Origin of the sequence: Citrobacter sp. Res13-Sevr-PEB04-36, from assembly GCF_015672735.1 — a bacterium.
Lineage (GTDB): Bacteria > Pseudomonadota > Gammaproteobacteria > Enterobacterales > Enterobacteriaceae > Citrobacter.
In genome coordinates, this window is sequence record NZ_JADABY010000069.1 from 24,235 (window position 1) to 45,267 (window position 21,033).

Sequence of the window (21,033 nt, forward strand, 5' to 3'; positions counted from 1 at the left end):
TCAGGAACCCGAAGGGTCAATGCCGTACTCTTGTAATTTATACATCAACGCGCGTCGGCTGATCCCCAGCATCAACGCCGTGCGGGTACGGTTTCCGTCCTGCTGTTCGAGAACCTCCACGATGATTCTTTTTTCCTCGCGCTTCATCTCTTCTTTCAGATTTCGCTCCCCGGAGAATGTAGGCTTTACCTCAGTCGTCACGCTGAGCGGGCGGCGGAACTGGGCGGGGAGGTCGTCGGCAAAAATTACCGCACCGGTACTCATGACCACCGCACGCTCAATGACATTAGACAGTTCGCGAATATTACCCGGCCACGGCCAGGTGGCGAGTATAGACATCGCCGTTGGGTCAATTTCGATAATATCGCGCTGGTTTTCGGAACTGAATTTCTGTAAAAAATGGTTGGCCAGCAGGGCGATGTCTTCACGGCGTTCGCGTAACGGCGGCAACGTCAGATGAATGACGTTCAGTCGATAAAACAGATCTTCGCGGAAGGAGCCTTCCTTCACCATTGTTTGCAGGCATCGGTTGGTGGCGGCAATAATACGAATATCAACGCGAATGGTTTGATGCCCGCCGATACGCTCAAATTCTCTCTCTTGTAGAATACGTAGCAACTTCGCTTGTAGACCCAGCGGCATTTCGCCAATTTCATCGAGTAAGAGTGTCCCCTGATGGGCGCGCTCGAATAAGCCCTGACGCAGCGTTTGTGCCCCGGTAAAAGCCCCTTTCTCATGACCGAACAGTTCGCTTTCCAGCAACGATTCTGGCAGAGCAGCACAGTTGATTTTGATAAATGGGCCATTGGCACGACGACTGTTGTAATGAATGGCGCGGGCAATTAGCTCTTTTCCGGTGCCACTTTCGCCGCTAATCAGTACATTGGCGTGGGAGAGGGCGATTTTCGCTGTATCTTTACAGATATCCATCATCAGTGGGCTGTTGGTCAGGATATGCCCCCACTGCCAACTGGTGCTTAGCGCTTTATGCAGGTTACGGATCTCCTGCTTCATCGCCTGTAGCTGCAACGCGCGCTGGATCACCAGGTTAAGCTCATCAAGATCGAAGGGTTTTATCACATAATCAAACGCACCGCAGCGCAATGCTTCTACCGCCGTTTCGACTTCAGCGTAGGCGGTCATTAGAATGACAGGGATCCGCGGTTGCTGAGTGCGCATGACTTTCAGTGCTTCGATGCCGTCCATCACCGGCATGCGGATGTCCATCAGCACCACGTCGGGCTGCGTCTCAGCAAACAGGAGCAGTGCAGCCTTACCGTCGCTGGCGCAGTGGGTTTCATGCCCTTGCAGAGAAAATGCGGTGGCAAGCATGCGGCGAACATTTTCTTCATCATCAACGATGAGAATACGGTAGGTCGTTTTCATTCTGACGGGGTTCTCTGCGGGTTGAGCGGTAAAATAAGCGTGAAGGTTGCGCCGCAGCCCGGCATGCTGGTGACGTGAATATCGCCCTGATGCGCGTTGATAATGCGCTGGCTTAGCGCCAGCCCCAGACCTGTGCCTGACGCCTTTGTGGTAAAGAATGGGTCAAATATTTTCTTCTGTATGGCAGTGTCAATACCGCTGCCATTATCCTCAATCATCACCGCCTGCTGCGATACCGTGTACTGCCAGGTGCGGATGCGAATTTCGCCCCGCGCACCAATTGCCTGCACCGCATTGATTAAAATATTAAGGATCACCTGCTTGAGGAGTTCGCGATCGGCGACGATTGCTGGCAGGTTGGCATCTAATTCGGTGGTAAAGGCGATACGCGCCTGAATACCGGAGGTTTGCACCAGGATTAGCGTCTCTTCAATTAACGCATTGAGCTGAACTTGCTGCCACTGGCTTTGCCGTGGGCGTGAAAAATCCAACAGTTGTTGGATAACTTTATTGATTGAATCAATTTCATTCAGCACTACGGATAAGTATTCCTGATGCTCTGGCAGCGACGTTTGCTGACGAATGATTTGTACATAACCGCGAATTGCTGTCAGTGGATTTCTCACTTCATGGGCGACGCCGGCCATCAGTTCACCGAGGGTGGCGAGCCTTTCCGTTTGTGCCAGTCGACGCTGGGTCTCTTTACGAGCGGTTAAATCGGAGAAGATAACCAGCGCACCAATCAGCTCGCCATGGGCGTTATGGATCCGACTGGTGGTGACGCTTATCTCAATGGTGCGGCCACGTCCCGGAAAACTTACCTCCTGGGCGACATGCTCGGTACCATATTCGAGGGTATCCAGTACCGGGCTATAGAACTGGGTATCGGCAAACAGTTTCGCATAGGATTGCCCAACCAGTTCATGCAGCTTATACCCCGTTATCTGTTCCGCCGCCGGGTTCATCGTGGTGACGTCGCCCTGTCTGTCGATAGCAATGACGCCATCAGCTGCGTTTTCAATAATCAGGTCGTTTAGCGTTTTGGTTTCCCGTAGCGTTTGTGCCAGTGCATTGACGCTACGGCTGATTTGCCCCAGTTCACCCGGTAGGTCGGGCAGTTGGGCGGGCGTTTTTTGCGCCAGTGTTGAGAGTCCGTCAGTGATGATGTCTATATTGGCGCTGAGTCGGCGTGAAAAGAGAATGATAAGTAACAGGCTGCTGATTAATCCCGCGACCAGCACCGCAATGATCCTGACGTCCATTTTCCAGGCCTGCTGGCGAATATCCTCTGTCAGTTCGTTGGCCCAGATATAACCCATAATTTCACCCTGTCGCTCTATCGGGATCATGGAGTTGAGTATGTCACCACGTACCTGTCGTCCGGAATAAACGACGGGAGTATTACTGCTCATCACTTCACGTCCGGGGTGATCGACGTCGATTGTGATGCCAACATTACTTTGATAAAAAGCAGAGGGCGCATAGGTGATAATGGCATCCAGCGCTTTGTTGTAATAACCCGCGCCTACGCCCGGAAATGCGCGCGTAATACGCTCAGTGAGAGGGCTTAGCTCGGCATTAAGTGCGCGAATACGTGCCTCGCGAGGCAGAGTAGCGTAGTGGCTAAAGCGATCGCCCAGGGCATCATTAAGCAAGTGCACGACAGCCGACAGTTTTTTCTCTTTTTCAGACAAGACTGCTGAACGTCCTTCGGTTTCTACGATATAACCAATGGATATCGTCGGCACAATCACCATTAGAATAGCCATCATGATCATTTGGTTGCGTAAACGTCGTGGGGTTAAACGACGCGTCAGCCATTTCAGGTCGGGCATTCTGACATCCGTGCAGAGTGTTTGAGGCCAACGGCGATTATCAGGGGTTAGGACAATGTTTTCTCAGCGGTGTATCATATTCCCGTAAAGAGAGGGCATTGCGACGCCGGGCATTTACCGCTACCTTAACCACACTTATTCATACCCTGAGGCGGAGCTTCGCCCCTTTGAAATACCTTGCTTCTGTTCATGCAACCCTAAAAATTTCACGCTACCTGTTCAGAGCGCTGGCGCTGTTGATCTGGTTCCTGATTGCGTTTGCGAGTGTGTTCTACATTGTGAATGCGCTGCATCAGCGAGAATCTGAGATCCGCCAGGAGTTTACGCTTAGCTCCGATCAGGCCCAGCGCTACATTCAGCGTACGTCTGATGTGATCAAAGAGTTGAAATATATAGCGGAGAATCGCTTAACGGCGGAAAACGGCGTGATGTCGCTGCGGGCGCGGGATGATAAAACCGTGGTGCCCAATTTTGAGCCGCTGTTTGCTGATTCCGACTGTGCTGTGATGGGTAACGCCTGGCGTGGTTCGCTGGAATCACTGGCGTGGTTTATGCGCTACTGGCGTGACAATTTCTCCGCTGCTTATGATTTAAACCGTGTGTTCCTGATTGGCAGCGATAACCTGTGCATGGCGAACTTTGGTCTGCGTGACATGCCGGTTGAACGCGATGAGGCGCTGAAAGCGCTGCATGAACGCATCATGAAATATCGTAATGCCCCGCAGGACGAAAACGGCAATAACCTGTTCTGGATAAGCCAGGGGCCGCGTCCGGGGGTGGGCTATTTTTATGCGTTAACACCGGTGTATCTGGCTAATCGCCTGCAGGCGCTGCTCGGTGTTGAACAGCCTATTCGGATGGAAAACTTCTTCACGCCGGGTAATTTGCCAATGGGTGTGACCATTCTTGATGAAAATGGCCACGCGCTGATTTCACTGACCGGCCCCGAGGGAACGATTACAGCTGAACCGCGCTGGATGCAGGAGCGTTCCTGGTTTGGTTACACGCCAGGTTTTCGCGAGCTGGTGCTGAAGAAAAATCTGCCGCCATCATCGCTCAGTATTGTGTATTCCGTGCCGGTCGATCTGGTGCTGGAACGTATTCGCATGTTGATCCTCAATGCTATTCTGCTGAATGTGCTGGTGGGCGCGGCGTTGTTTATGCTGACGCGAATGTATGAGCGACGTATTTTTATCCCTGCAGAAAGCGATGCCCAGCGTCTGGAAGAGCATGAGCAGTTTAACCGTAAAATTGTCGCTTCTGCGCCAGTAGGCATTTGTATTCTGCGTACTATCGACGGTATTAACATCCTGAGTAACGAGCTGGCGCATACCTATCTGAACATGTTGACCCATGAGGACAGGCAGCGATTAACACAGATTATCTGCGGACAGCAGGTTAACTTTGTTGATGTGCTCACCAGCAACAATACCAATCTGCAAATCAGCTTTGTGCATTCACGCTATCGCAATGAAAACGTGGCGATTTGCGTGCTGGTTGATGTGAGCGCGCGTGTCAAAATGGAAGAGTCGCTGCAGGAGATGGCGCAGGCGGCGGAACAGGCAAGCCAGTCGAAATCAATGTTCCTCGCCACGGTTAGCCATGAGCTGCGTACACCGCTGTACGGTATTATTGGCAACCTGGATCTGCTGCAAACCAAAGAATTACCGAGCGGTGTCGATCGGCTGGTTACGGCGATGAACAACTCCTCCAGCCTGCTGCTGAAAATTATTAGCGATATTCTCGACTTCTCAAAAATCGAATCTGAACAGCTGAAAATTGAGCCGCGTGAGTTTTCACCACGCGAGGTGATGAATCACATTACGGCCAACTACCTGCCGTTGGTGGTGCGCAAGCAGCTGGGATTGTACTGTTTTATCGAGCCGGATGTGCCGGTGGCGTTGAATGGCGATCCCATGCGCCTGCAGCAGGTGATTTCTAACCTGTTGAGTAATGCGATTAAATTCACTGATACCGGCTGCATTGTGCTGCATGTGCAGCGTCACGGTGACTATCTCAGCATCCGCGTGCGCGATACCGGCGTAGGGATTCCGGCCAAAGAAGTCGTGCGCCTGTTCGATCCTTTCTTTCAGGTCGGAACCGGAGTGCAGCGTAATTTCCAGGGAACCGGGCTGGGGCTGGCGATTTGTGAAAAACTGATCAGTATGATGGACGGTGATATATCCGTCGATTCCGAACCGGGAATGGGCAGCCAGTTTACGCTGCGCATTCCACTGTATGGTGCGCAGTATCCGCTGACAAAAAGTGTGGAAGGGCTGGCCGATACCCGCTGTTGGCTGGCGGTACGTAACGCTTCGCTGTATCACTTTATCGAAGCCAGCTTGATGCGTAACGGTATGACGGTGCTACGTTATGAAGGCCAGCAACCCGATGCTGACGATGTGCTGATTGCCGATGATGTACAGGAACAGGCATGGCAGGGACGTGCCGCAGTGATTTTCTGTCGCCGACATATTGGTATTCCGCTGGAAAGGTCACCAGGAGAGTGGGTGCACAGCGTGGCGTCACCGCACGAGTTACCTGCGCTGCTGGCGCATATTTGCAGCGTTGAACTGGATGGTGAAAACCTCTCCAGCGCGCTGCCTGCACCGGATAAGATTGGCAGTACTCATGATGACATGATGATTCTGGTGGTTGACGATCATCCGATCAACCGCCGATTGTTAGCCGATCAACTGGGATCGCTGGGATATCAGTGTAAAACTGCCAATGACGGTGTGGATGCGCTCAATGTGCTGAGTAAAAATCATATCGACATTGTGTTGAGCGACGTCAACATGCCGAATATGGACGGTTATCGCCTGACGCAGCGCATTCGCCAGCTGGGACTTACGCTGCCGGTTATCGGTGTAACGGCGAACGCGCTGGCAGAAGAGAAGCAGCGTTGTCTGGAGTCAGGTATGGATAGTTGCTTATCCAAGCCGGTGACGTTAGATGTGCTGAAGCAAACGCTGACGGTTTATGCGGAAAGAGTGAGAAAAACACGGGGATAAAAAATGCCGGATGGCGGCGTTTGTCTTATCAGGCCTACGGAACATACTCAATGCTGTATTGTTCGTAGGCCTGATAAACGCAGTACCATCAGGCGTGTTGACGCTAAAAGGAATCAGTCTTTGTCGGACGGGCTTAGCGTCACGGACGAGAGATAATTCAGCAGGGCGATATCGTTTTCTACGCCCAGTTTCATCATCGCGGACTTTTTCTGGCTACTGATGGTTTTAATACTGCGGTTGAGCTTTTTGGCGATTTCAGTGACCAGGAAACCTTCCGCGAACAGACGCAGAACTTCGCTCTCTTTCGGTGACAGACGTTTGTCGCCATAACCGCTGGCGCTGATTTTCTCCAGTAAGCGAGAGACGCTTTCCGGGGTAAATTTCTTGCCCTTTTGCAACGCGGCCAGTGCTTTCGGCAGATCCGTTGGTGCGCCTTGCTTCAGTACGATCCCTTCAATGTCGAGATCCAGAACCGCACTGAGAATCGCCGGGTTGTTGTTCATGGTCAGAACGATGATCGACAAGCTCGGGAAATGACGTTTGATGTATTTAATTAACGTAATCCCGTCGCCGTATTTATCTCCCGGCATAGAGAGATCGGTTATCAACACATGAGCGTCTAATTTAGGCAAATTGTTGATCAGTGCTGTGGAGTCTTCAAATTCGCCGACTACGTTCACCCATTCGATTTGCTCAAGTGATTTACGAATACCGAACAGTACAATCGGATGGTCATCGGCAATAATTACGTTCATAGTGTTCATGTATTGGGCTACCTTGCTACAGCAAGCTCTTGACGTAAGCGTCAATGTCGCTGATGTACTTTTCTATACCTGGAGCATCTTTTTCTTGAATAAGATGTTCCAGCGCTTCACATAACTGCTTGCCGGGTACCAGATTAAGCATGGCAAACACGCCTTTCAGGCGATGGGCGGTTTGGGCTAACGCAGCGAAATCGCTGGTTGCTGCCTCAGTATACAACCTCTTAACATCATCCGGTACTGTGTCTACAAAGAGTGCATAGTAACCACTGGCATGAAGTTCGGCGTTTTCATCTCCGCCGAGGGGGAGTTCCTGGATCTCTTCCTGCGCCAGCTGCTCTTCTATTAGCTCGAGGACAGCTTCCTGCATAGCATTACTCATATTAAAGTTGACGCGCAGCTGACCAGGGCCAATTTTGCGTACGCCAGACTCATCATCGCTTAAAAGCAAGCCCGAGGCAGTAAGATTAGACGGATTATCAGTTAAAAAGAGATCATATTCTTGACTCGTTAACCTTTCATCGGGCGTGATGCAGGTGGCTCCCCAGTTTTCTAACTGACGTAACACAATGCTACGTACGTCACTGGAGGTGACATCAACCATCACACAGACGTCATCCAACAAGCGTTCTTCAACGTCTGCATGTTGGTCATGCAGCGGCATTTTAACATGGACGATATAACGCGTTCCAAGTTCTTCACGCGCTTTGATGTTCAGATGTCCGCCCAGTTTACGGGCCAGTCGATCGCACAGCCAAAATGTCAGCGGGTTGGCTTTGCCATAGCGATCGCCCTGAGTTTCATTGATGAACGGGAAGTGCAGATTATCAATTTCATTCAACGTTACGCCTTCGCCGGTATCCAGTATACGGAAGGTCAGGCGCTCTGCCTCTGATTCATCCTGGTCAACTTCGAGGGTAATCTTGCCAATTTGCGTAGTGGTTACTGCGTATTGAATCAGTAGCAGCAGAATACGGCGCAGGGCGTCGCGGTCGCCACGGCGTTCATCGTTGGCGCTGAGGTGATTTTTAATCAGCAGTTGCAGCCCTTTGCGTTTAATGACCGGCAGAAGGTCAGGCACTACTTCATCAATTAACGCTTGAACAGAAAACAGTGTGGATTCGCTTTTCCAGCTGTCGCTTTCCAGAATATTAGCCAACTGAATTTCATCGACCATCCGCACCAGCACATCAGCCTGATTTGCCAGTTTTTGGCTGTCAGGCGTATTGAGCGCAGCGGCGTTAACGGCCAGTATTCTGGCCGGATCTTTCAGGGCATTGCCGATATTTTGCATAAAGGCGGCGCGGGCCTGCTGGTTTTTCTCATACAAGCGCTGGGCTTGTTTCAGTTTTTTATTCACCAGTACTTCTTTGTCCTGGTCGCGAATAATAAAGATCTGCGTGCGCGGTGAGATCTGGCTGCGAAACAGTCTGATTTCATACAGCTCATTATTGACGGTGGCCTGGATCACTCCCTGATGCTGTTCCGCCATGCTGGTAATGTTTTGCAAATTCAAATGCGGCAGCAGGTGGTCGGCAATTTTGTTGCTGATGACCGTACGGTTGGCTTCCTGGTCATGCACTAACAAGCCCAGTGGCAGCAGTGAAACAATCTCTTCATTAATTGCTCGCAAAACGCGTAATTCATTATTGGCTGCAAGGTTTGGCGCCACGTCGGTCGAGCGGGCAGGGAGGTGGCGAAAGGTGGTATAGCCAAACAGCGCCAGTGCGAGCAATGCGATGTTCAGCAACAGCGGCAGCAGGATATTTTGCAAGGTGTCGAGCAGTAATGAGCCGAACGGGACCTGCCAGACCAGTCGCATATCCGTTGAATTTAGCGCCGATGAGATCTCAATTTTGGCGTTATTGAAACTGATACTCACGCTGTCAGGCGACTCTTTTTCGCTATTATGTTCGATAGTGGAGGTGGTATCCGGCTCCAGATGGAAGCTGTCCAGCGGCATACCTGGCGGGATCAAATCATTAATGGGCAGGTCAAATGCCACCACGGTAGCCAGGTGTCCCGGCTGATTAAAGGTGGTACGCAGCGTGAAGTAATGTCCGTTTTGCCAGACCAGGCGGCGCAGTGAAGAGAAGCTCTCACGTTCATCCAGCGCATTGGCCTGCTGCAGCATTTCTGCACGACGCGAATCGACAATATTTCCAATAGTCGACTCTTTAAAGCCGGAGGTTAAATCTTTCAGAGGCAACGTCGAAATCAGGATCAGGCTATTGTCCTGGCCATTGAGATAATACATTGACCACGGGACATTCTCGGCTCCCCACAGCGTATCCAGGTAGGTTGAGATACGCTGGGTCATTTCCAGCGTTGAACTGTCGTGCGAGCCAAAAATAAGCGCTTCGGTTTTTCTGCGTGGCTTCTCAAGATAGTAGATATCTTGTTTCAGGCGGGTTTCTTGCAGCCCATCCGCGGTGGCGGATTGTGGGGTGGCGGCAATATTGTCATAAATTTGCCACGTGACGTATCGCCAGATATCTACCCGCTTATGGATAGCATGAGTAATATCGACAATCTGATAGCTCTTGTCCTTTAGCCAGGTGTTGACTGCGCTCTGGACCATTACGCCCATCATCACTAACAGCACAACGATCAGTAATAAGAAGAAACGGGTAATACTTCCCGGGAGCAGGGAGAATCGGGTAGAAGCCGTTGTGTCTGACTGACTCATTCGTGTTTAAGACCTGTTAGAACGATGCTTAAGATGAAGGGGCAGTATAAAGGGTAATGGATGAATTGCCATACTCTCGCAGCACCGGACGCGCGGCATTTGTTTACCGCATATCGTGCCATCGTCACCACGCGGTCAATCTGTATAGCGAGAGGCATCGGGTACAAATAGAAACGTCGAGGGTATGAATTTAGCATGAAATAACAAGAAATTATTAGGATAGTTTGGAAGTGATTAATGCACGGAAAAATAGTTAATAGTCGTTATAGTTTTTCTTCGGTAGCACAGAACGGTCGGTTTTGTGTAAAGAAGGGTAAAAAAAAACCGAACGCAGAGCATTCGGTTGAAATAGGGGTAAACAGACATTCAAGAATGAATGACGGTAATAAATAAAGTTAATGATGATAGCAGCGCTATTTTAGTTGCGAGTGAAGATTTTGTTTTGTCATTCAGTGCTATGAGTTTTTTGAATGTAATTGTTTGATTTATATTGTTATATGTATGTTTCTTGACTATTCGTGCTTATTTTGCTCGTTTTTTGATTTTTAAAAAGTTCCCTGATATTAACATTTTGAAACATCTATGATGATAAATGAAACACCTTAAAAGTTTTAGTATCATATTCGTGTTGGATTATTCTGTGTTTTTGCGGAGAATGAAGTTGCCGACTGGTTAATGAACGTAATCAGTATGCAGTGGCATAAAAAAAGCAATAAAGGCATATAACAGAGGGTTAATAACATGAAAGTCAAAGTACTGTCCCTCCTGGTACCGGCTCTGCTGGTAGCAGGTACCGCGAATGCGGCTGAAATTTATAACAAAGACGGCAACAAATTAGACCTGTACGGCAAAGTCGACGGTCTGCACTATTTCTCCGACAACAAAGGTGATGATGGTGACAAGACTTACATGCGTCTCGGCTTCAAGGGTGAAACTCAGGTAAACGACCAACTGACCGGTTACGGCCAATGGGAATACCAGATTCAGGGCAACGCAGCTGAAAGCGAAAATAACGCCTGGACCCGTGTGGCGTTTGCGGGTCTGAAATTCGCTGATGCAGGTTCATTCGACTACGGTCGTAACTACGGCGTAGTTTACGACGTAACGTCCTGGACCGACGTTCTGCCGGAATTCGGCGGCGACACCTACGGTGCTGACAACTTCATGCAGCAGCGTGGTAATGGTTATGCAACTTACCGTAACACCGACTTCTTCGGTCTGGTTGATGGTCTGAACTTTGCCATTCAGTACCAGGGCAAAAACGGTAGCGTAAGTGGCGAAGGCATGACCAATAACGGCCGTGATGCACTGAAACAGAACGGCGACGGTGTTGGCGGGTCGATCACGTATGATATCGGCGAAGGCTTCGCGCTGGGTACCGCAGTCACCAGCTCCAAACGTACAACCGACCAGAACAACACCATTAACTACATTGGTGATGGTGACCGTGCTGAAACCTACACCGGTGGTCTGAAATACGACGCGAACAACGTGTACCTGGCTGCACAGTACACCCAGACCTACAACGCAACGCGTGCAGGTGATTTAGGCTGGGCTAACAAAGCGCAGAACTTCGAAGCTGTTGCACAGTACCAGTTCGACTTCGGTCTGCGTCCGTCCGTGGCTTACCTGCAGTCCAAAGGTAAAGACCTGGGTCGTGGTTATGGCGACCAGGACATCCTGAAATATGTTGATGTTGGCGCGACTTACTACTTCAACAAAAACATGTCTACCTATGTTGATTACAAAATCAACCTGCTGGATGACAACAACTTCACCCGTGATGCGGGTATCTCTACCGATGATATCGTAGCGCTGGGTCTGGTTTACCAGTTCTAATCTGCGTTTATTGTTATTAAAAGGCCCTGCGGGGCCTTTTTTAATGCCGTTATTCCGGCGTACAGGCAACCTTTTTGGTGTACTCTTGCGTCCGTTCGCATGAGGATAATCACGTATGGATATGCATTTTTACCGTGCAGCCCTGTTGGCTGTAACGATCTTTTTTGTCGGCTGCGATAACGCACCAAAGCCGGTTCAGACCACACCGCCTGCGGCCACCGTACTGGAAGGCAAAACGATGGGCACCTTCTGGCGGGTTAGCGTGGTGAACGTTGATGCTAAACGCACCGAAGAACTGCGGGACAAGATCCAGACACAGCTTGATGCAGACGATCAGCTGCTCTCAACCTATAAAAACGATTCTGCGCTGATGCGTTTTAACTTGTCAAAAAGCCTGTCGCCCTGGCCGGTCAACGATGCCATGGCGGATATCATCACCTCGGCGCTGCGTATTGGCGCGAAAACCGATGGCGCGATGGACATCACCGTCGGCCCGTTGGTTAACCTGTGGGGATTTGGGCCGGACCAGCAGCCGCTGCATATCCCCTCGCAGGAACAAATTGACGCCGCAAAAGCACAAACCGGGCTGCAGCACCTGAGCGTAATCAATGACACGCGGCAGAACTATCTGCAGAAAGATTTACCTGATCTGTATGTGGATCTCTCTACTGTGGGTGAAGGTTATGCTGCCGATCATCTGGCCCGACTGATGGAGCAGGAGGGGATCGCCCGCTATCTGGTGTCCGTTGGTGGGGCGCTGAACAGCCGGGGGATGAACGCCGAGGGACGCCCGTGGCGTGTGGCGATCCAGAAGCCCACCGATCGGGAAAACGCAGTGCAGGCGGTTGTCGATATTAACGGTCATGGCATCAGCACGTCCGGCAGTTATCGCAATTATTACGAACTGGACGGAAAGCGTCTGTCGCATGTTATCGATCCGCAAACCGGTCGGCCAATTGAGCATAATCTGGTCTCGGTGACGGTGATTGCGCCAACGGCGCTGGAAGCAGATGGCTGGGATACCGGACTGATGGTGCTTGGCACCGACAAAGCTAAAGAAGTGGTGCGTCGTGAAGGGCTGGCGGTCTATATGATTGTCAAAGAAGGCGAGGGGTTTAAAACCTGGATGTCGCCGCAGTTCGAAAGCTTTCTGGTGAGTGAAAAAAATTAAAAAGCAAGATTGCGGGTTTTTACGCACTGCAATGCGGACACACTGAGGCTAAGCACTATGCTTAACAAAGGAGTCCATTATGAATCAAGCTAAACGCGTAACGGATGATGACCGCTGGCAGTCTGTGTTGCAGCGTGATGCAGACGCTGACGGTCAGTTTGTTTTTGCCGTACAGACCACCGGTATCTTTTGTCGACCGTCCTGTCGGGCTAAACATGCGCTGCGTAAAAATGTCCGTTTCTTTGCCGATGCCGGGCAGGCGCTGGCGGCAGGGTTTCGTCCCTGCAAACGCTGTCAGCCGGATAAAGCCAACGCCCAGCAGCAGAGGCTGGAGAAGATTAGCCTGGCGTGCCAGCTGTTAGAGCAGGAGTCGCCGCTCACGCTGGAGGCTTTAGCTCAGCAGGTGGCGATGAGCCCGTTTCATCTACATCGTCTGTTTAAAGCCACAACGGGCATGACCCCGAAAGCGTGGCAGCAGTCCTGGCGCACCAGGCGTCTGCGTGACGCGCTGGCGAAAGGCGAGCCGGTGACCCAAGCTTACTTGAATGCTGGCTTCCCCAACAGCAGCAGCTACTACCGTAAAGCGGATGAAGCGCTGGGTATGACGGCGAAGCAGTTTCGTCAAGGCGGCGATAAGCTCGCGATTCGCTATACCGTGGCGGACTGCGTACTGGGCCGTTGTCTGGTGGCGGAAAGTGAGCGTGGTATCTGCGCAATCTTACTCGGTGATGACGATGCCACGTTGATATCTGAGCTGCACGAACTGTTCCCCGCCGCACAAGACATGCCTGCGGCCTCCGATTTTCAGCAGCATGTGCATGAGGTGATCGCGGCTATTAACACGCGCAATACCCCGCTGTCGCTGCCGCTGGATATTCGGGGAACGGCGTTTCAGCAGCAGGTGTGGCAGGCGCTGCGCGATATTCCCTGTGGTGAAACGGTTAGCTATCAGCAATTGGCCAATGCCGTGGGCAAACCGAAAGCGGTTCGTGCTGTGGCGAGTGCCTGCGGGGCAAATAAGCTGGCGATTGTGATCCCGTGTCATCGGGTGATCCGCAGCGATGGTGCGCTTTCAGGTTATCGCTGGGGCGTCGCACGCAAGGCGCAATTGCTGCAACGTGAAACCACTGGCGAGGACAGATAATGCTTGATCTCTTTGCACAGGCAAAACCCTGGCAGGAACCGCTGGCTTCCGGTGCGGTCATTTTGCGCCGTTTTGCGTTTGATGCCGCACCTGCTTTATTACAGGCAATGGCGGTCGTTGTCAGAACGTCGCCGTTTCGCCAAATGGTGACCCCCGGCGGGTATACGATGTCGGTGGCGATGACCAACTGCGGCCAATTGGGGTGGACCACCGATCAGCATGGCTACCTCTATTCTCCGGTCGATCCGTTGACCGGTAGTGCCTGGCCGTCTTTACCGGAGGTCTTTGCCGATTTGTGTCAGCAGGCAGCAACCGCCGCGGGCTACCCCGATTTCCGACCGGATGCCTGTTTGATCAACCGCTATACGCCTGGGGCCAAGTTGTCATTGCATCAGGATAAAGACGAACCCGACCTGCAAGCCCCTATTGTTTCTGTTTCGCTGGGCCTGCCAGCAATCTTTCAGTTTGGTGGCCTGAAGCGCAGCGATCCGCTAAAACGTCTGCTACTGGAGCACGGTGATGTGGTGGTGTGGGGCGGAAAATCGCGGCTGTTTTATCATGGTATACAGCCGCTTAAGACAGGGTACCATCCGTTGACGACGGACTGTCGCTACAATCTGACTTTTCGCCGGGCCAGTAAAGAAGAATAAAAATAAGAATTATTATTGCTGTCGGCGAAGAGATGTTTAAACTGCGGGCTGTTATTACTTGTCCGGGTTGAACACATGGAACTTTTACTTCTTGTCTGGCGGCAGTATCGCTGGCCATTTATCAGCGTCATGGCGCTCAGCCTTGTCAGTGCTGCGTTGGGGATTGGGCTGATTGCGTTTATCAACCAGCGCCTGATTGAAACGGTCGACACCACGCTGATGGTGCTGCCGGAATTTCTCGGCCTGCTGCTGTTGCTGATGATCGTGACCCTTGGTTCACAGCTGGCGTTGACCACGCTGGGACACCACTTTGTCTACCGTCTGCGTAGCGAATTTATCAAACGTATTCTGGATACTCACGTCGAGCGCATCGAACAGCTCGGTAGCGCCGCGTTGCTGGCTGGCTTAACCAGCGATATCCGCAATATCACCATCGCCTTTGTCCGCCTGCCGGAGCTGGTACAAGGGATCATATTGACCGTCGGGTCTGCGGCATATCTGGCGATGCTGTCGACCAAAATGTTGCTGGTGACGGCAATCTGGATGGCAATCACCATCTGGGGTGGATTCGTGCTGGTGGCGCGGGTGTATAAACACATGGCTACCCTGCGCGAAACCGAAGACAAGCTGTACAACGATTACCAGACGGTGCTGGAAGGGCGCAAAGAGCTGACCCTTAACCGTGAACGCGCTGAGCATATTTTTAATCAACTGTACGTCCCGGATGCCAAAGAGTACCGCCACCATATTATTCGTGCCGATACCTTCCATCTGAGCGCAGTCAACTGGTCGAACATTATGATGTTGGGTGCCATTGGCCTGGTGTTCTGGATGGCTAACAGCCTCGGCTGGGCGGATACTAACGTCGCGGCAACCTATTCGCTGACGCTGCTGTTCCTGCGTACGCCGCTACTGTCTGCCGTTGGCGCGCTGCCCACGCTGCTCACCGCCCAGGTGGCGTTTAATAAACTGAATAAATTTGCGCTGGCGCCGTTCAGGGCGGAGTTTCCACGTCCTACCGCATTCCCAAACTGGAAAACGCTCGAGCTACGTAACGTGGTTTTCCACTATCAGGACAATGCCTTCTCCGTTGGGCCGGTCAATCTGACCATTCACCGTGGCGAGCTGATCTTCCTGATTGGCGGCAATGGAAGCGGGAAATCTACGCTGGCCATGTTACTGACCGGATTATACCAGCCGCAGTCTGGCGAGATCCTGCTCGACGGCAAGGCGGTGGCGGTCGACAAACCTGAAGACTACCGCAAGCTGTTCTCCGCCGTGTTTACCGATGTCTGGCTGTTTGACAAACTGCTGGGGCCGGAAGGTCAATCGGCCAATCCGGCGCTGGTCGATAAGTGGCTGGAACATCTGCAGATGGCGCACAAGCTGGAGCTGAACGACGGGCGCATTCTGAATCTTAAGCTGTCGAAAGGGCAGAAAAAACGTGTGGCGCTGCTGCTGGCGTTAGCCGAGGAACGCGACATTATTCTGCTGGATGAATGGGCCGCCGATCAGGACCCGCACTTCCGTCGAGAATTCTACCAGGTGCTGTTGCCGTTGATGCAAGAGATGGGCAAAACCATTTTTGCCATTAGTCACGATGATCACTACTTTATTCATGCCGATCGCTTGCTTGAGATGCGCAATGGTCAGCTGACTGAGCTGCTGGGTGACGATCGCGACGCTGCCTCGCGTGATGCCGTCGCACGTACTGCCTGAATCGGTGAGTCGTTACCCGATGGCGCTACGCTTATCGGGCCTTTAACTCCGTTTGCCGCCGGTTTTTTATTCATCCGGCGGCTTCGTTTATTGTTATTTACATAATTCGGCATCATGATTAATGATATTTCATATCATGGATTTATGATTGATGTCCGTAATAAACAAAAATAGCGCCAGGCTACGTGATGAAGAACGTGCCCGCCTGATCTGGCTGCTGACCACTGATAAAGCCATTATTTCAACGCTGTTGGGCAAGCTTACCCTGGCTGAGCAATATGACGTCGGTACTCTGGCCGACGATATTGCTGAGGTAGGGGCACTGGTGGAGCATTTGCCGCCACCCGATCTGGCCGATACCCTCGAAGCATTACCCTCCGAAGAGCGTCACGCGCTGTGGCGGCTAATTCAAAGCGACAAGCGTGGTTATGTGCTGCTGGAAGCGTCCGAAAACGTCTGGGACGATCTGATCGATGAAATGTCGGACCGGGAGTTGCTCGACGCGCTGCAATACCTCGACATCGACGAGCAGATTTACGTGGTGCAGCATTTACCGCGTAACCTGACCGGTCGACTGCTGGCGACGTTGCCGGCGGAAGAGCGTGCGCGCGTGCGCCAGGTGATGCACTACGAGAAAAATCGCGTCGGTGCGATCATGGAGTTCGAAGTCATTACCGTGCGCCCGGACGTGACGCTGGAGGTGGTACAGCGCTACCTGCGACGGCTGGGTAAAATGCCGGAGAACACCGATAAACTCTTCGTCACCGATCGTAATAAAGTACTGGTGGGCGAGCTGACCTTAACCTGTATTCTGCTCAATGATGTGCAGCGCAAAGTCAGTGAGGTGATGGAAGACGATCCGCTCACCTTTGCTCCGGAAGATATCGCCGAGCATGCCGCGCGTACCTTTGAACGCGACAACCTGGTCAGTGCGGCGGTGGTGGACCCAACAGGTAAGCTGATGGGGCGATTAACCATCGATGAGATCGTCGATGTGGTGTATGAAGAAACGGACACCGATCTGCGTCGGATGGGGGGTTTAAGCGCCGGAGAAGATGTCTTTGCCCCGGTCACCAAAGCAGTAAAAACCCGTTGGGCCTGGCTGGCCGTCAATCTCTGTACCGCGTTTATCGCATCACGCGTCATTGACGGTTTTGAACACACGATTTCACAGCTGGTGGCGCTGGCCTCGCTCATGCCCATCGTGGCGGGGATCGGCGGCAACACCGGTAATCAGACCATCACCATGATTGTCCGCGCGCTGGCGCTGCAAAACATTCAGCCAGGAAACCTGACGTTCCTGATCCTGCGTGAAATGGGCGTGGCGGTGATTAACGGGCTGGTCTGGGGCGGGATTATGGGCGGCATCACCTGGTGGTTGTACGATGACATGGCGCTCGGCGGCGTGATGACCCTGGCAATGATGCTTAATCTGTTAATGGCAGCGCTGATGGGGGTGATCATTCCAATGACCATGGTCAAGCTGGGGCGCGACCCGGCGATCGGCTCAAGCGTGATGATCACTGCCATTACCGACACCGGCGGGTTCTTTATTTTTCTCGGTTTGGCGACGCTGTTTTTGGTGTAGTCGGGCGTTTGCCTCTGACGATGCGCGGCAGGATCAGCATCGTCAACACCCCGGCAACCACGCCAATTGCCAGGTTGCCGGTCGACACCGTTGCGGCAACGGTAATCAGCATCACCAGCGTTTCGCTGATCGGCATTTTCGCCAGTGTCGCTGGCTGAATACTGTGCCAACTGAACGTTTTCACCGCCACAATGACCATAATACCAGCCAGCACCGACATGGGGATTTTTGCCATCATGTCGCTTAACGCAGTGACCAACAGCAGCAAGACCAGCCCGGCGGCGAACGTAGAGACGCGGCTGCGTCCTTTACCCATCTCAACGTTAACAATCGTTTGACCAATCATCGCGCATCCGGCGATACCGCCATAAAACCCGGCCAGAATATTGGCTATCCCCAGCCCCGTACTTTCACGATTTTTATTCGAGGGCGTGACCGTCAGATCGTCAACCAGTCGGGCGGTAAGCAGCGACTCCATCAAGCCGACAAAGGCAATACTCAGCGCGCAGGGCCAGATAATCGCCAATGTGTGCAGGTTGAGAGGCACTAACAGATGTGTGAATCTGGGTAATCCACCGCTCATTGAGCCTTCGTCACCGACGGTAGGCAACAACTGCCCGCTGGTCACGGTGAAGACCGTCAGCAGCACGATGGCAATCAGCGGCGCGGGAATGCTTTTAATAAACCGCGGTACCCACAGCACGATAAGCAGCGTCAGAACAAACAGCCCCCAAATCAACGGGCTTTTACTCCAGAAGTGCGGAACCTGAGCAAAGAAGATCAAAATGCCCAGCGCGTTAACAAAGCCGGTCATCACAGCCCCAGGGATAAAACGCATCAGACGCGCCATCCCCAATACACCAAACAGAATTTGGATAACCCCGGCCAGCAACACCGCGGGCAGGATGTACTGCACGCCGTGCTGATGCACCATCGGGCCAATGACCAGCGCAACCGATCCGGCTGCGGCGGTAACCATGGCCGGACGTCCGCCTAAAAAGGACATCGCCAGACACAGGACAACCGAGGCCATCAGGCTGACTTTAGGATCTACGCCGGCGATGACAGAAAAGGAGATCACTTCCGGGATAAGCGCCAGCGCCGTAACCACGCCAGCCAGCGTTTCGCGCATCAGCAGGCGGGGTTGACGCAGCACAACGCCGATGGAATGTTCTGCCACGGCGGCAGGGGATGAATGAGTCGCAGACATAGTTACTCTCAGGTCAGAAATGGCCTGATAACAGCAGACCGGCAAGCATCCGTGCGGTGAATAGCAAAGCGCAGCATAGTACCCGCCTGACGGGCAGGTTTCCAGAAATGATTGTCAATAACCGTATAAAGAATCAACCTATTAATAACATTTTTAAAATTTAAACATAAAATATAAACAATATTTTATTATTTTTTACTTAAGTGTTACCGTTGGGCCGTTCGATTTTCACCTGCATGAAAAGCAAAAAGCGATACTAAAAGTAAGGCATTAACATTATGAAAAAAGTGACAGCCATGCTCTTCACCATGGCCCTGGGGCTGAATGTTGTCTCTATGACGGCACAAGCGAAAGCGGTGGAAGAGCAGGAAACGGATGTACTGTTGATTGGCGGCGGCATCATGAGCGCTACATTGGGAACCTATTTACAAGAACTGGAACCACAATGGTCAATGACCATGGTTGAGCGACTGGATGGTGTGGCCGAGGAGAGTTCAAACGGCTGGAACAATGCCGGTACGGGCCACTCCGCGTTGATGGAACTGAACTACACGCCGAAAAAAGCCGACGGTACCGTCAGCATTGAAAAGGCCGTTGAAATTAACGAAGCCTTCCAGATTTCCCGCCAGTTTTGGGCCTATCAGGTCAACAACGACGTGATGCATGACCCACGCTCATTTATCACTACCGTTCCCCACATGAGCTTTGTCTGGGGGGATGAGAACGTTAACTTCCTGCGCGCACGTTATAAAGCCCTGCAGCAAAGTTCGCTGTTCCGTGGCATGCGCTACTCCGAAGATCACGCCCAGATCAAAGAGTGGGCACCGCTGGTGATGGAAGGACGCGATCCAAACCAGAAAGTGGCGGCAACGCGTACCGAGATTGGGACTGACGTCAACTACGGCGAAATTACGCGCCAGCTGATCGCCTCGTTACAGAAAAAACCTAACTTTGCGCTGCAACTCAGTACCGAAGTACGGGGTTTTAAGCGTAACGCTGATAACAGCTGGACCGTCACGGTTGCCGATCTGAAAAACAACGCTGCGGAACGCGACATCAAGGCGAAGTTTGTCTTTATTGGCGCCGGTGGCGCTGCGCTGAAGCTGTTGCAGGAAACCGACATCCCGGAAGCGAAAGGCTACGGCGGATTCCCGGTTGGCGGACAGTTCCTGGTGGCGGAAAACCCGGATGTGGTGAATCGTCACCTGGCGAAAGTATACGGTCAGGCTTCTGTCGGCGCACCGCCGATGTCCGTGCCGCACATTGACACCCGTATTCTGGATGGCAAACGCGTGGTGCTGTTTGGGCCGTTTGCGACCTTCTCCACCAAGTTCCTGAAGAACGGTTCATTGTGGGATCTGCTGAGTTCTACCACCACTTCAAACGTTATGCCGATGATGAATGTGGGTCTGGATAATTTCGATCTGGTGAAATATCTGGTCAGCCAGGTCATGCTCAGCGACGACGAGCGTTTTGCGGCGCTGCAGGAATACTACCCGCAGGCGAAGAAAGAAGACTGGCGTTTGTGGCAGGCGGGCCAGCGTGTGCAGATCATCAAAAGTGATGAAGACAAGGGCGGCGTTCTGCGTCTGGGGACCGAAGTGGTGAGCGACAAAGACGGCACGATTGCCGCACTGTTGGGGGCATCACCGGGCGCGTCAACGGCGGCACCGATCATGCTGCATCTGATGGAAAAAGTGTTTAAAGATAAAGTCGCCAGCCCGCAATGGCAGGCGAAACTGAAAACGATTATTCCGTCTTACGGCACCAGGCTGAACGGTAACGTCGAGGCCACGGAACAAGAGCTGCAGTACACCAGTGGCGTTCTGGGTCTGAAATACGATAAACCGCAGGTGGCTGACGAAACGCCTCAACCGCAGTTAAAACCTCAGGCTCAACCGCAGCCAGAGCAGAAAGCGGTTGCGGATATCGCACTGTAATCGCATGGCTGCATGCCGGATGGCGCTGCGCTTATCCGGCCAACAACGCGTAAGCATATGTAGCCGGATAAGGCGGTACGCCGCCAT

At 52.3% G+C, this 21,033-nt stretch carries 13 protein-coding genes; 8 read left to right on the top strand and 5 right to left on the bottom strand.

What is annotated here, in order from left to right:
• Both atoC and atoS read right to left on the bottom strand, forming a co-directional pair.
• A complete protein-coding gene (gene atoC / locus IMQ48_RS19955) occupies nt 1-1,386 on the bottom strand; it encodes an acetoacetate metabolism transcriptional regulator AtoC (RefSeq protein WP_196210368.1) in 1,386 nt (461 codons plus the stop codon).
• A complete protein-coding gene (gene atoS / locus IMQ48_RS19960; protein ID WP_196210369.1) occupies nt 1,383-3,221 on the bottom strand; it encodes a two-component system sensor histidine kinase AtoS in 1,839 nt (612 codons plus the stop codon). Before atoS ends, atoC begins: the two co-directional genes overlap by 4 nt.
• 167 nt (nt 3,222-3,388) lie before the next feature.
• Between atoS and rcsC the strand changes: the two genes are divergently transcribed.
• The gene (gene rcsC / locus IMQ48_RS19965) at nt 3,389-6,235 is read left to right on the top strand and encodes a two-component system sensor histidine kinase RcsC (protein ID WP_196210370.1); all 2,847 of its coding nucleotides are present in this window, start codon (nt 3,389-3,391) and stop codon (nt 6,233-6,235) included.
• Between the two features lie 113 nt (nt 6,236-6,348).
• Here rcsC and rcsB read toward each other — a convergent pair whose 3' ends face one another.
• Nucleotides 6,349-6,999, bottom strand: coding sequence for a response regulator transcription factor RcsB (rcsB, locus tag IMQ48_RS19970; protein WP_045445418.1), 651 nt, complete (start codon nt 6,997-6,999; stop codon nt 6,349-6,351).
• Between the two features lie 16 nt (nt 7,000-7,015).
• Nucleotides 7,016-9,685 carry a phosphotransferase RcsD gene (rcsD, locus tag IMQ48_RS19975; protein ID WP_196210371.1) on the bottom strand — a complete coding sequence of 890 codons (2,670 nt, stop codon included), beginning with the start codon at nt 9,683-9,685 and terminating at the stop codon, nt 7,016-7,018.
• Nucleotides 9,686-10,426: 741 nt separating this feature from the next.
• Here rcsD and IMQ48_RS19980 point away from each other — a divergent pair.
• From IMQ48_RS19980 to mgtE, 6 genes are all read left to right on the top strand, one after another.
• Complete coding sequence (locus IMQ48_RS19980) at nt 10,427-11,524, top strand: porin OmpC (RefSeq protein ID WP_196210372.1); 1,098 nt, start codon at nt 10,427-10,429, stop codon at nt 11,522-11,524.
• Nucleotides 11,525-11,639: 115 nt separating this feature from the next.
• Nucleotides 11,640-12,695, top strand: a complete 1,056-nt coding sequence (gene apbE / locus IMQ48_RS19985; RefSeq protein WP_196210373.1) for an FAD:protein FMN transferase ApbE — start codon at nt 11,640-11,642, stop codon at nt 12,693-12,695.
• 79 nt (nt 12,696-12,774) lie between these two features.
• Entirely contained in the window at nt 12,775-13,839 is a 1,065-nt protein-coding gene (gene ada / locus IMQ48_RS19990) for a bifunctional DNA-binding transcriptional regulator/O6-methylguanine-DNA methyltransferase Ada (protein ID WP_196210374.1), read from the top strand.
• Entirely contained in the window at nt 13,839-14,489 is a 651-nt protein-coding gene (alkB, locus tag IMQ48_RS19995; RefSeq protein ID WP_196210375.1) for a DNA oxidative demethylase AlkB, read from the top strand. The genes ada and alkB overlap by 1 nt, the downstream gene beginning before the upstream one ends.
• A gap of 75 nt (nt 14,490-14,564) precedes the next feature.
• Nucleotides 14,565-16,208: a multidrug ABC transporter permease/ATP-binding protein gene (locus IMQ48_RS20000; RefSeq protein WP_196210376.1), complete on the top strand. Its 1,644-nt coding sequence runs from the start codon at nt 14,565-14,567 to the stop codon at nt 16,206-16,208.
• Between the two features lie 151 nt (nt 16,209-16,359).
• The gene (gene mgtE / locus IMQ48_RS20005; protein ID WP_196210377.1) at nt 16,360-17,796 is read left to right on the top strand and encodes a magnesium transporter; all 1,437 of its coding nucleotides are present in this window, start codon (nt 16,360-16,362) and stop codon (nt 17,794-17,796) included.
• On the opposite strand, the gene IMQ48_RS20010 is transcribed toward mgtE, so the two are convergent.
• The gene (locus IMQ48_RS20010) at nt 17,759-19,006 is read right to left on the bottom strand and encodes a SulP family inorganic anion transporter (RefSeq protein ID WP_196210378.1); all 1,248 of its coding nucleotides are present in this window, start codon (nt 19,004-19,006) and stop codon (nt 17,759-17,761) included. The genes mgtE and IMQ48_RS20010 overlap by 38 nt on opposite strands.
• A 278-nt stretch (nt 19,007-19,284) precedes the next feature.
• Here IMQ48_RS20010 and mqo point away from each other — a divergent pair, with 278 nt between their 5' ends.
• Nucleotides 19,285-20,946 carry a malate dehydrogenase (quinone) gene (mqo, locus tag IMQ48_RS20015; protein WP_196210379.1) on the top strand — a complete coding sequence of 554 codons (1,662 nt, stop codon included), beginning with the start codon at nt 19,285-19,287 and terminating at the stop codon, nt 20,944-20,946.
• The last annotated feature ends 87 nt before the right edge of the window (nt 20,947-21,033 follow it).

Bases quoted from the DNA above. Each gene is read 5' to 3' on its own strand.
- alkB (WP_196210375.1), top strand. From the start codon at position 13,839: ATGCTTGATCTCTTTGCACAGGCAAAACCCTGGCAGGAACCGCTGGCT.
- mqo (WP_196210379.1), top strand. From the start codon at position 19,285: ATGAAAAAAGTGACAGCCATGCTCTTCACCATGGCCCTGGGGCTGAAT.
- mgtE (WP_196210377.1), top strand. From the start codon at position 16,360: ATGTCCGTAATAAACAAAAATAGCGCCAGGCTACGTGATGAAGAACGT.
- IMQ48_RS20000 (WP_196210376.1), top strand. From the start codon at position 14,565: ATGGAACTTTTACTTCTTGTCTGGCGGCAGTATCGCTGGCCATTTATC.
- ada (WP_196210374.1), top strand. From the start codon at position 12,775: ATGAATCAAGCTAAACGCGTAACGGATGATGACCGCTGGCAGTCTGTG.
- rcsB (WP_045445418.1), bottom strand. From the start codon at position 6,999: ATGAACACTATGAACGTAATTATTGCCGATGACCATCCGATTGTACTG.
- IMQ48_RS20010 (WP_196210378.1), bottom strand. From the start codon at position 19,006: ATGTCTGCGACTCATTCATCCCCTGCCGCCGTGGCAGAACATTCCATC.
- atoS (WP_196210369.1), bottom strand. From the start codon at position 3,221: ATGCCCGACCTGAAATGGCTGACGCGTCGTTTAACCCCACGACGTTTA.
- rcsD (WP_196210371.1), bottom strand. From the start codon at position 9,685: ATGAGTCAGTCAGACACAACGGCTTCTACCCGATTCTCCCTGCTCCCG.
- IMQ48_RS19980 (WP_196210372.1), top strand. From the start codon at position 10,427: ATGAAAGTCAAAGTACTGTCCCTCCTGGTACCGGCTCTGCTGGTAGCA.
- atoC (WP_196210368.1), bottom strand. From the start codon at position 1,386: ATGAAAACGACCTACCGTATTCTCATCGTTGATGATGAAGAAAATGTT.
- apbE (WP_196210373.1), top strand. From the start codon at position 11,640: ATGGATATGCATTTTTACCGTGCAGCCCTGTTGGCTGTAACGATCTTT.